The following is an 11453-nucleotide window of genomic DNA, read 5'->3' on the forward strand; positions in this document are numbered from 1 at the left end:
CGATACTTTTTTGGGAACTTTGTTCCTAATAGCTTTCATGCCGGTCTCCTTTATAACACACTATAAAAGATTCGGCTGAAAGCTATTTTTTTATATACTTTTTTTTAAATTTGCCAAACTCAAGTAAATTAATTATAGTATAATTTCTTCTATGCTAAAGGAAAACTTGCCGGGAAAAATTTTTAATATTTCTGTAATCAGTATTTTAAGTTTACTGGTTTTTTATTTTCTTGCCCTTATTTTTTCACAAATATCATTTCTTTCAATCAGGACATTTTTTCCATTGCTCATTTCAAAAGACGTTTTATTCTCGATCGGGTTAAGCCTTTTCACCGCGACAATAGCAAGCGTTCTCGCAAATATTATTGCGATTCCGTCGGCTTACGCTATTTCCCGCTATGAATTCTTCGGCAAAGATATCATTGATACAATTATCGATATCCCGATCCTTCTTTCTCCAGTCGCCTTGGGAACTTTGATTTTAATGTTTTTTAATACAAGAGCCGGGACGTTTATCCAGAACAATTTCGTTGATTTTATTTTTAGCGTCAAGGGAATAATTCTTGCGCAGTGGACGGTAACTGTCGCGCTGGCAGTTAAAATATTAAAATCGGTTTTCGACAGCATAAATCCTCGTTATGAATCAGTTGCGCGTAGCCTCGGAAGCAGCAGGATGGGAGCATTTTTTAAAATTACCCTTCCGATTGCAAAAAACGGGATTATGACTTCTTTTATTCTCACGTGGGCCCGTGCCCTCGGAGAATTCGGTGCATCGGTGATGGTCGCAGGAGCAATGAAGGGAAAGACGGATACCCTGCCTATAGGCATTTATTTAAGCATAGCGTCTTTTGATCTTGAAAAAGCGGTGGTTTTGATCACGATCTTGATTTTTATTTCGTTTGTCATATTAATTATTTTTAAAAAGGTGGTTAAGAAAGAGGGGTGGCATGTATAAAATAATGTCATTTAAGATTTTCCAAATCTGCTAAATCTTGTAATCTTCCTGCCGCTTTTTTATTTTTTTTCAAATTTTCCAAATCAATAAAAGAGACAAGAATTCCTTCGACATTCAGCTCCATTTTAGAGGAATAACAAACTTCAAAATCAACACCTGCTAAACTTGTTAAAAGATCGATTCTGCTTGGCGGGTTACCTAATTGTATTACATAGTTCGGCTTTAGAAAATCTTCTATTTTAAGATCAAGTGAACTGAAACCGAATTCATGCAGAGTGTTAATGACATTTTCAGCGTTTTCTCTGTTAATCCAAAGCCATAAATCAATATCTTTTGTATAGCGAGGATAGCCATGAAATGCCAATGCATAGCCGCCTACGACAAGATATTTAACGTGGTTTTTGTTTAATAATTCTATAAACTCTCTGAAATCCTTGTTTAGAACCATATTTCCATCTATTATATTCGTTTCTTATGTTTTCCAGCGTTTCAAGCCTTTTTTCAAAAGATTGAGTTTGCCAATAACTGAAATCGCTGGAGGATTCTTCTATTTTAATTTTTTTTATAACATTTCTATCAACTTTTGAAAATGAATTCATAAACAAATTATATCAGATTTTAGAGAATGTGTGTTGGTAAAATTGTTTATATTGTTAAGATAATTAAAATATTATGACCAGCTTGATTATTTTTGGTACCTTTGTTATGATTGCTTACATAGAAAAAAAGTATTTATGTATTAAAGGGTAATGAAAAGGTAATGTAACGGTAACGGAAGTAATGAAAAGGTAATGAATAGATTATCTGGTGGGAAACCATGTTAGAAATTAAAGATTTAGAGCTGAAAATTGAAAATAAGATTTTGTTTAATATTAACCTCGAGATTAATAAAGGCGAATATTTTGTCCTGCTGGGCCCCAGCGGTGTGGGAAAGACGCTTTTGATCGAGGCAGTTATTAATTTGCGGAGGCCTTATAAAGGCCGTGTTTTTTTGGATGGAAAAGATATTACATCTTTGCCGCCGGAAAACCGTCCGATCAGTTATCTTCCCCAGGATTCTTTTCTTTTTCCTCATCTTGGGGTAAAAGATAATATTCTTTTTGGCGCGCGTGAGCGCAAAATTCGCATTAATGAACAGAATAAACGATTTAATGATCTGGTTTCTGTTTTGAATATTAAAAACATAATAGGCCGCGGTGATATAATGACCCTGAGCCTGGGTGAACAGCAGCGTGTCGCGTTGGCAAGGGCTTTAATAGTTAATCCTGAAATACTTTTTCTTGATGAGCCGTTTGCCTCTGTCGATGAATACCAGAAAAGAATATTGCAGGTAAAATTAAAAGAGATAAACAGGCTGTTTGAAATAACGATTTTTCACGTTACGCACGACCGTGAAGAGGCATTTATGCTGGGAGACAGATTGGCGATAATGATTGACGGAAAGATCCGGCAAACCGGGACCCGTGATGAAATTTATTATCATCCGACATCCATTGAAGTTGCCCGTTTCATGCTGAATCAAAATATTTTTACGGGGGAGATAGCAGGCATGCAAAATGACGATTTATTGATAAAAACAGAGGAAGGCCTGGAGTTTAAAGCTCAAAAACCGGGTAAGAAATTCAAGGAAAAAGACAAAATATTTTGCGGCATCCGCCCTGAAGAGATTGCAGTAATACGGCCTGACCGTCCGCTAAAGCCGATGTTAGAGGATAATCTTTTCGAAGGAGAAATATCGGAGATATTTGAAAAGGGCGGGAACCATATTATTATTTTAAAATTAATCGATAAAAATTTTTTACTTGAGGTTATTGTGCCCAATTGCGCCTATAGGGACATGAATATCTCAACGGGAAAGATAATACAGGTTTGTTTAAAAAAGAATTCTATATGGGTTTTGCCGCAAAAAGAGACTTGTAATCTGAATTTGCCAACGTCAAGTAATAAGTTAAAAACATAACAGAAAGAGGTGATAAAAATGGACCCACGTGTTATCCCGCTTTATTATTTAAGTTCGTTCGCAGGTTTGATTATGGTTGCAGGGGGGATTTGGCTGCTTTACAAACAAAAAATTTATATCGACAGGGAATCAAAAGAGGTCACGGAAATCGAGACCCCGATCGGTAAATTTAAAACCAACATCCCGGCGTTAATACTTTTCGCCCTGGGTTTTGTCCCATTGATTTATCCGATTATTAAATCGTCTGAAATAACGGAACAGGTCAGTATAAAGGGGATGGTAAAGGCCAATGAATATCCCGTCCAGGTTTACGCCGTAATAAAGTCCGATTCAATCATGGAAAACAGGGATTTCAGCCTGCAGGTGCCTGTGCTGAAAAATATTACAGATGAATATAAGGTCATTTATCTTGTCGGGAACATGGTTTTCGAGGACAGGGCTGATTTAAAAAATCAGAAAAACGGGGAAATCGTCCTGCCGGGCAAGGAAATTCAATCAGCTGTTGCAGCAAATTTTAAAACGAAATTACAGCCGGTGCCGGAGGAATTCTAACAAGAACTCCTCCCAGCCTCCTCTTTTCACGAAGTGATCGCTTCGCGAAAAAAAGAGGAGGCGTAGAGAAAAGGGGATTAAGGGGAGTTCTAAAAAAGAGGTGATAAACATGGGAAAAATAAATTTACAAGTTTTAACGCTTTGTTTAATTTTGGTTCTTTTATCAGTATCTGTTTACGCGGCCGAATTAAACGGCCGGGTCCGCGAAAATACAAAGAAAGAAGGTATTCCCGGTCTTGTTGTGAAATTAAAACCTCCGAAAGCATCTCAAAAACCGGAAAAAATAACAAAAACAGGTAAAAACGGGGAATTTGTCATTAAAGATTTGGATACTGGCAAATATATGCTGGAAGTCTATGAAGCCACCACGATTATTTACCGTGAAGTGCTTGAGTTAAACAGTGACACTACTAAGGAAATTGAACTGGAGAAAAAGTAGAAACGGTTGTTTTTATCCGGATGAAAACGAAAATTTCCGCGAAAGAACTTGGGATTGATTTAATATCCAAAGAGGAAACAGAGATTTTTAAATGGTTTCTCGCCTGCCTTTTGTTTGGGAAACCGATCCAGCAGACTGTGGCTGAACGGGCTTATTTTGAATTTGTGAAAGAAGGGCTTGTCTCCCCGGATAAAATCATCGCCGCAGGCTGGGACAAACTTGTGGAAGTCCTTGACAGGGGGCATTATGTCCGTTTTGATTTTTCCACAGCCACAAAGCTTTTGGAAATCTGCGGAGAATTAAAACAAAAATACGGAACCATGTCAAATTTGATCGAGAATGCCAAAGACAAAAAAGACCTTAAAGAGAAGTTAATTAAGTTCAAAGGTATCGGGCCGGTAACCGCAAGAATATTTTTAAGTGAATTAAAATAAATGAACTTCAGGATAAATTCAGGGAAGGAAAGATTTCTGATTTAGAGAAAATCGTATGAATACTATTGACATAGCGGAATTATTAATATATGATATTGAGGTAAGAATAATTATTACTTCCATTTCATAAAACATTTCTATGGATAATTTAATCGCAAAATTATATCAATCTTCAAAAACGGTTTTGACTGTCAAAGATGTTTCTTTAATCTGGAAGGAAAATAACCTGAATAATCTTAAGTCTAAAATATCATACTATGTCAAAAAAGGTGATTTGATGAGGTTATCAAGGGGATTTTTCGCGAAAGATAAAAATTATAATCCAAGGGAATTGGCGACGAGTATCCATACACCCTCTTATATCAGTTTTGAAACAATTTTACGTGATGAAGGTTTAATCTTTCAGCATTACGAAACCATTTTTGCTGCAAGCCATCTGTCCAGGACAATAAAATGCGATAAATATACCTTTACTTATCGAAAACTGAAAGATGAAGTTTTGTATAATCCGGCCGGAATAATAAACCATGATGAGTATAGTATTGCAGGTAAAGAGAGGGCATTTTTGGACATGGTTTATCTTTTTCCGGATTATTATTTCGATAATTTGGGGAATATGGATTGGAATAAATGTTTTGAATTGTCAGATATCTATAAAAATCAACAATTAATAAAACGTATTGGAAAATATCAAAAAAATGCTGAATAGAACAAAACACCAATTAATTATGGGCCAAATCCTGAAAGATATTTATACGGATATTTCTATCGCGTCTCTTTTAGGTTTAAAGGGCGGAACCTGTGCCTATTTTTTTTACGGATTGCCGCGTTTTTCTGTTGACCTTGATTTTGATTTACTTCCGGGTAAGGGAATAGAAAAGCAAACTTTGCTGGAAAAGATAGAAAACATCTTGAAAAAATACGGTAATATCAGGGATAAGTATGTCAAACGGTACACAATATTTATCGTTTTATCATATGGTGATGAAGATCATAACGTCAAGGTGGAAATTTCCACCAGAAAGGGCTATTTTTCCATTAGAGAGAACTATGAATTAAAGAAATATCTTGGTATTTCAATGCTTGCGGCAAAAATGGATTATCTTTTTGCAAACAAACTTGCGGCATTAACCTTGAGAAAAAAAACAGCCATGCGGGATATTTATGACATCCGCTATTTTGCCAAAAATAACTGGGATATCAATGAAGATGTATTAAAGGCATATACGGGAAAAACCACAAAAAAGCATTTGGCTGATTGCATCGCGGTAATAAAGAAAATAAAAGATAATCAGATTTTGCAGGGATTGGGTGAATTGATAAGCGAGAAAGAAAAAGCATGGGTGAAATCGCATCTAAAAGAGGATGTTTTGTTTTTGATGAGGTTGAGGTTGGAGGTAAAATGAATAATATATTAAATAAAAATGATTACCTGGTTTTTTTGCGTAATTTAAAAAATGAAATTATCTCTGCCCGGCAAAAGGCTTATCAGTCAGTAAACCGGCAGTTGATAGAGCTGTATCTTTATGTAGGAAAATCTATTTATGAAAAGATAGAGGTTTCAAAATGGGGTGAGGGTGTTGTAGAGTCATTGGCAAATGACCTAAATAAAGAATTTCCTGATATGAAAGGATTTTCACCTCAAAATTTATGGCGAATGAAACAAATTTACGAGACATATAAGGATTTTCCAAAACTCTCACCACTGGTGAGAGAATTACCGTGGACACATAATACAATTATTCTTCATCATACTCAGAATATTGAAGAAAAAGAGTTTTATATTAAATCATGCGTAAATGAAAAATGGTCGAGGCGGGAATTGGAAAGGCAGATAAATTCTTCACTTTATGAGCGATTTATGCTTTCGAAGAAAACAGATAACTTAGTGCCTCATACAAAAGAAAAAGATTTTCTTACACATTTTAAAGATGAATATATATTTGATTTCCTGGGCTTGAAAGATGAATTTTCTGAAAGCGATTTGCGAAAAGCAATAGTGAATAATATTAAGCAATTTTTTCTGGAATTCGGAAAATATTTTACCTTTGTGGGTGAAGAATATAAAATAACCATTGGTGATGAGGATTATAAAGTGGATTTGTTATTTTACCATAGGCTGTTAAAATGTTTTGTGGCGGTTGAATTAAAGATTGGGAAATTTAAACCGGAATACGTCGGCAAAATGCAATTTTACCTGTCCGCCCTTGATGAAAAAGTAAAATTGAAAGATGAAAATCCCTCTGTTGGTTTAATTCTCTGTAAATCAAAAAATGAAGAAGTTGTCCGTATTGCAATCAGCAAGGCGGTTTCTCCGGTTAAAGTTGCAACCTACAAGACAAAGATTATTGATAAAGAACTGCTTAAAAAGAAATTACACTCTTTGCCGTTGCCGGAAGGGTATAATAAGAATGAAGCAGAATGATTTTAAGTATATCTTATCTGTGAAACTGATTCTTTTTGCTAATTTAAGATCGGATAGTGGAAAATGGAAAAGAAAGATTTAAATAGACAATTTCATGGTGCAGTAAATGCGATTAGCGGATATGGATATGAGGTAAATTTTTTTGTAGCAAAGTTGGTAGATATGTTTATTGAAGGTTCTACAGGATATATCGTTAATGTAACAAGAACAAAAAGAAATAATTCTGTTGATGATGTGTTGGTAAAAACAAAAACGGTTAATTCATTTTATCAATGCAGATTATATGCAAACTATAATTCAGAATTATTTAGTGCTTTGCTGATTCAGTTTAGAAATGACCAAACTATAAATATTATTTTAGTTACTCAGAATAAAGATAAGCACTATAGTAAATTAAGTTATGAATCTCGTAATTATGCATATAAAACATTTGTTAATAACTTGGAAAATGATACACAGCTAAAAAAATGTAAAGAGAAATTTGGTTTTTTATGTTCCTTATTAAACGGAGATTTAAAAAGTAAAGATAAAAAACAAAAGATTATTTACAATTTTTTAAAAAAATTTTCAATAGAAGTTTTTGATGAAACAAATATTAAGGAAGCAATAAGAAAAAAGTTAGAGTATTTTGGTTATTCTGATAGTGAATCTAAGGCTATATATAATGAGTTAAGCGTACAGGCTAATGAAAGTAATTGGCAGGACAAGGCTATAAACTTTGGGGAATTAAAGCAGATATTAAATGGGATTGGAATTAGTTATCCTCCTACGATTAATAATAAACCGGAATTCCAGAAGTTCCACAAAAAAATAAATCCTCATGTATTAGAAAATCCAAAAACAAAATTTTATGAAAAAATAAGTCATCTCATTGATTTAATTGGTAACTTAAATAAACCTCAAGTGGTAGAGAGAAAACGGGTACTAAAAATTATCGAAGAAAATGATATTCTTTCCTGGCATTTTTTCAAGAATTTAAAAGATGTTAACTGGTTTCCAGAAATTAAAGATAACCTAATAAAATCTGTTATACGAGAAAAGGTTGATAGAGCAGTTAAATATCAACTTCTAACCTATTTGGGGTTATGTCTTGATAATTATACGGATAATATTATTCCCTTGCTTGTCGAATTTGAGAAGAATGCAAAAAATCCACATATTCTTATAGCTTTTGTAAAAATTTCGGCTAAAATAAAACCCTCAAATAAAAAAGATTTAAAACAAATATGGGCAATCTTAGAGAAGCTATCAGAAAATTCTTATCCCCTTCTACGTAAAGAAATACCAAATACCTTAGAGTCACTTTGTGAATATGATTTAGATAAAAGCTTGAAAATATTGGGAAAACTTATCTTGTTAAAAATAGAACCTAAAGATGTTACTTTAGGGTCTCCTACTTTTGCTGCAACATTTCAAGGAAGAGACATGGAAAATAGTGTATTTAAAGAATCTGCTAAACTTTTAAGTAAGCTAATGGCCGATAAAAAAATTGCAACTAAAGCTTTTAATTTTGCAATAAATCTTGAAGTACAATTTATAAAGCAAGTTAGAGGGAAACCTGAAAAAAATGCTGGTATAACTTTAGATCATTCCTCGATTTGGTTATCAAACGAAATTTCCTTGGAGAAACTTGAATATATGTATGATCGCAAAGAAAGGGTAGCGCTTGAAATCGAAAGACGTTTAGAGCAATATGCGGCTTCTGATTTTGAACTGACAAAAGAATTATGTTCAAAATTATTACAGGCAAAATATGAAGTCTTTCATTTAGCTGTAATAAAAGTTCTAACAAGGCATATAGAACAATATTTGGATTTGGTAGAACATATTGTTTTCAATAAAGATTTATGGGTAATTCGTAATATTCAAAATTACTTTTTGCAAACACTTATAAGAAAATATTTTGAATTAAGGCAGAATCGTTTATCCGAATATGTTGGGGAAGTAAACGCACTAACTTATAAAGGTAATTCTAAATCAGCAGATTATTTTAAACAAGATTTATTTGTATCAATTCCTGAAAATTTAAGGACAGAAGATATCAAAAAAGAATTAGAGCGATTAAATATCGAATTAAAAACAGAAAATGAAATAACAAAACCGTTTGAAATCCGAACTGCTGATGATTGGGCAGAACCCAAATTGGATATTTCCATAGAGGAAATTAGAATGAAAAACGAGGATGAAATAATTAATATTATGGAAGAATCTACTGCTGGCAAAGGAATAATTTCTCCGCGAGATTTAGCAAACTTATTCAAAGACTTTATCAAGGGAACTCCTGAACGATTACAGGTTTTACTAGAGAAAATGGAAGGAAAACAAATTGAATCAGTTTTTTTAAGTGGAATGGTAAGCGGTTACCTCCAATCCGAAAAGGCGGATTTGAAGGTTGTAATTGATTCATTCTGGAAAATACAAAAATCCGATACATGGATTAGACGAGAAGTTGCCAATTATTTAGATAAAGAATGTAGAAAGGAAGAAATTCAGAGAATAGACCTAATTTTGATTGAAGAAATTAAAAAGGTTTTATTTGATTTGATGCTGGACAAGCATCCTGAAAATAATGAAACAATTAAATCAAGTAATCCACGTCCTGATGATGGAGTAACCAGAGGTATAAATTCAATTAGAGGTGTTACAGCAGGTGCATTGATATGGTTATTACATTATTTCCCAAAGGACAAAGACATTCCTGGAAAAATAAAGATTCTATCTGATGATTCAACAAATGCAGTTAAATCTGCGTTAATTTATTATTTAAGGCTCATTTCAAAAGATAATTATAGTTTATGTCAATCAATAGTAAATAAATTTAAAAACTGCAGAGATCCTGAAATAGATTGTGCCTTATTATATTATTTTTCCTCTTTAAATTCATCTAAATGTATGGAAAATATTGATTTTATTAAACTGCTATTCACTGATAAAAACAAACAAATTCAAGAGATGTTAGGGAAATTAGTCGGAGAACATTATATTTATGATGGTGGTTTGGAAGATTTAGTCAATAAGATAGTAAAAGGTAGTATCGGGGAAAAAGAGGCAAGAATATCCCTTGCGTTTATATTGGAATCGCGTTTAGAGGGATTAATTGCAAAAAAGAAATATAAAAATATTATTCAATTGCTTGCAAAATTGTTAGATACTAAGCAAGAACCTGAAGTCAGATTTAGGGCTTCATATTTTCTTGATAGAGATGAATTTAAAATGGATTATTTCCCTGTTTTAAATAAATATAAAATTATTGATGTAATTTTAAAAGATGATACAAATATTATGGCCCAGAGTCATGTAATAAATTATCTTCACCGTTGCATTTTGGAAGGGAAATTTGTGGAGCAAAGTATTGATATCTTATACAAGCAGACAATGAAAATCGATATGATTTGGGATGACCAGTTAATTGTAAACAAAATAGCAGAGATTGTAAAAAATAGATTTCAAAACCAATCAATAAAAGAAAAATCATTAGTGAATGACAAAATTGATGCAATATTTGATAAAGGATTAGAAAAAGGTTGGGAATTATTTTATGATTTATTTTATGAATTTAAACAAAAAAAGAATTAGAATAAATACCTATGATTATGATCTTAAAATACTGGAATTAAAATGGAAAAAAATGAAAGAAAAAAATCGCCCAAAAGCCTTCCATACGAAGCTGGTAAGAAAGATATTCAACTAAAATATATTGTTGAAAATTGTATACCCGATACAGAAAAGATAAATGTATGTGATTATGGTTGCGGGAATGGTCTTTTTCTTGCGGCTCTATCATGCTTTCCTGAAAAATCAATAGGGATATATCTTCCTATAGATGAAGATGATGAGGCATGTATTGAAACAGGCAATCATATTTTGGGTAATTCCCAGATTGAAGATAAGCCTCCTAATTCATGTAAACCAAACAATATTGATTTTGAAAAATATGGCGGGAAATTTGATATTGTTATAATGCATCATATTTTCCATGAAGTTATTCAACCTTTTGAACTATTTGAACAGGCATTTAAGCTTCTTAAACCTGAAGGTAAGATAGTTATAGGAGATTTCCTGTTTTTTTATTGGTATGAACCTTACCATGTGTTTTGGGATTGCAATACGATAAGGGAACTTTTTGATTCCGAAAAATTTGATGTTAATTGTATACCCCATAAAGACCAAAATAAACATGATTCTTATTTAGCCTTTATCGCCTTAAAAAAAGGTGAAAACTATCCTACAAGACTGTTTTTCATCCCAAAGCTTAAAAATATTTATTTGAAAATGATAAAATTTTATAGAAAGATAATTGAAGATAAGGCAGATCTTCATGAAAAAGTATCTCGAGAAGTTGCAATTTATTTTATGTTAGTTGATCATATAACTCGTCGTATCGAGGAGATTAAAAGTAGTCCTCTCAACGAGGAATTGCAGTCTTTAGTAGAAATTGTGACCCCACACACTTATAAATCAATAAGAAGTGATGAATATGGCAAAAAAAGATTCCATTTAATTGTTCCTTTAACATGGAATTATATTGCAGTTCACTCCGATACTCAAAGAGATTTGTATTCTGATATAGTTAAAACTATGCACACAGCAACTGCTAAATTTATTTGCATATACGGTCAGCCATTAAGTGGTAAAAGTACTTTAATGAGAAGAGTTGGTTACGATTTAGCCTCTGAGTTCAAAATGGT

Annotated in this window: 11 protein-coding genes; 10 read left to right on the top strand and 1 reads right to left on the bottom strand. The window is 32.8% G+C overall.

Annotation, left to right across the window (positions count from 1 at the left end; all coding sequences use genetic code 11):
• Positions 1-151 precede the first annotated feature (151 nt).
• Positions 152-955 carry an ABC transporter permease subunit gene (locus AB1498_01440; GenBank protein ID MEW6086952.1) on the top strand — a complete coding sequence of 268 codons (804 nt, stop codon included), beginning with the start codon at positions 152-154 and terminating at the stop codon, positions 953-955.
• Between the two features lie 7 nt (positions 956-962).
• Here the strand turns inward: AB1498_01440 and AB1498_01445 are convergent, their stop codons facing one another.
• Positions 963-1403 (bottom strand): hypothetical protein, encoded by a 441-nt coding sequence (locus AB1498_01445; protein MEW6086953.1) that lies wholly within the window; start codon positions 1401-1403, stop codon positions 963-965.
• Positions 1404-1772: 369 nt separating this feature from the next.
• Here AB1498_01445 and AB1498_01450 point away from each other — a divergent pair, with 369 nt between their 5' ends.
• From AB1498_01450 to AB1498_01490, 9 genes are all read left to right on the top strand, one after another.
• Positions 1773-2915, top strand: a complete 1143-nt coding sequence (locus AB1498_01450) for an ABC transporter ATP-binding protein (protein MEW6086954.1) — start codon at positions 1773-1775, stop codon at positions 2913-2915.
• Positions 2916-2933: 18 nt separating this feature from the next.
• On the top strand, positions 2934-3467 hold the full coding sequence (locus AB1498_01455) for a hypothetical protein (protein ID MEW6086955.1): 534 nt from the start codon (positions 2934-2936) through the stop codon (positions 3465-3467).
• A gap of 109 nt (positions 3468-3576) precedes the next feature.
• The gene (locus tag AB1498_01460; GenBank protein ID MEW6086956.1) at positions 3577-3906 is read left to right on the top strand and encodes a hypothetical protein; all 330 of its coding nucleotides are present in this window, start codon (positions 3577-3579) and stop codon (positions 3904-3906) included.
• 20 nt (positions 3907-3926) lie between these two features.
• Positions 3927-4340 carry a DNA methylase gene (locus AB1498_01465; protein ID MEW6086957.1) on the top strand — a complete coding sequence of 138 codons (414 nt, stop codon included), beginning with the start codon at positions 3927-3929 and terminating at the stop codon, positions 4338-4340.
• 139 nt (positions 4341-4479) lie between these two features.
• Positions 4480-5049: a hypothetical protein gene (locus tag AB1498_01470; GenBank protein ID MEW6086958.1), complete on the top strand. Its 570-nt coding sequence runs from the start codon at positions 4480-4482 to the stop codon at positions 5047-5049.
• Positions 5039-5746: a nucleotidyl transferase AbiEii/AbiGii toxin family protein gene (locus AB1498_01475; protein MEW6086959.1), complete on the top strand. Its 708-nt coding sequence runs from the start codon at positions 5039-5041 to the stop codon at positions 5744-5746. Before AB1498_01470 ends, AB1498_01475 begins: the two co-directional genes overlap by 11 nt.
• Entirely contained in the window at positions 5743-6765 is a 1023-nt protein-coding gene (locus tag AB1498_01480) for a PDDEXK nuclease domain-containing protein (GenBank protein MEW6086960.1), read from the top strand. The genes AB1498_01475 and AB1498_01480 overlap by 4 nt, the downstream gene beginning before the upstream one ends.
• A 63-nt stretch (positions 6766-6828) precedes the next feature.
• Positions 6829-10341: a hypothetical protein gene (locus AB1498_01485; protein ID MEW6086961.1), complete on the top strand. Its 3513-nt coding sequence runs from the start codon at positions 6829-6831 to the stop codon at positions 10339-10341.
• A 42-nt stretch (positions 10342-10383) separates the two neighbouring features.
• On the top strand, positions 10384-11453 hold a 1070-nt coding region (locus tag AB1498_01490; protein ID MEW6086962.1), incomplete at its 3' end, for a methyltransferase domain-containing protein.

This window comes from bacterium, from assembly GCA_040754625.1.
Lineage (GTDB): Bacteria > JACRDZ01 > JAQUKH01 > JAQUKH01 > JAQUKH01 > JAQUKH01.

What these genes read in the sequence shown, in the direction of transcription:
- AB1498_01475 (MEW6086959.1), top strand. Translation starts at nt 5,039, where the DNA reads ATGCTGAATAGAACAAAACACCAATTAATTATGGGCCAAATCCTGAAA.
- AB1498_01485 (MEW6086961.1), top strand. Translation starts at nt 6,829, where the DNA reads ATGGAAAAGAAAGATTTAAATAGACAATTTCATGGTGCAGTAAATGCG.
- AB1498_01470 (MEW6086958.1), top strand. Translation starts at nt 4,480, where the DNA reads ATGGATAATTTAATCGCAAAATTATATCAATCTTCAAAAACGGTTTTG.
- AB1498_01465 (MEW6086957.1), top strand. Translation starts at nt 3,927, where the DNA reads ATGAAAACGAAAATTTCCGCGAAAGAACTTGGGATTGATTTAATATCC.
- AB1498_01450 (MEW6086954.1), top strand. Translation starts at nt 1,773, where the DNA reads ATGTTAGAAATTAAAGATTTAGAGCTGAAAATTGAAAATAAGATTTTG.
- AB1498_01440 (MEW6086952.1), top strand. Translation starts at nt 152, where the DNA reads ATGCTAAAGGAAAACTTGCCGGGAAAAATTTTTAATATTTCTGTAATC.
- AB1498_01445 (MEW6086953.1), bottom strand. Translation starts at nt 1,403, where the DNA reads ATGGTTCTAAACAAGGATTTCAGAGAGTTTATAGAATTATTAAACAAA.
- AB1498_01455 (MEW6086955.1), top strand. Translation starts at nt 2,934, where the DNA reads ATGGACCCACGTGTTATCCCGCTTTATTATTTAAGTTCGTTCGCAGGT.
- AB1498_01460 (MEW6086956.1), top strand. Translation starts at nt 3,577, where the DNA reads ATGGGAAAAATAAATTTACAAGTTTTAACGCTTTGTTTAATTTTGGTT.
- AB1498_01480 (MEW6086960.1), top strand. Translation starts at nt 5,743, where the DNA reads ATGAATAATATATTAAATAAAAATGATTACCTGGTTTTTTTGCGTAAT.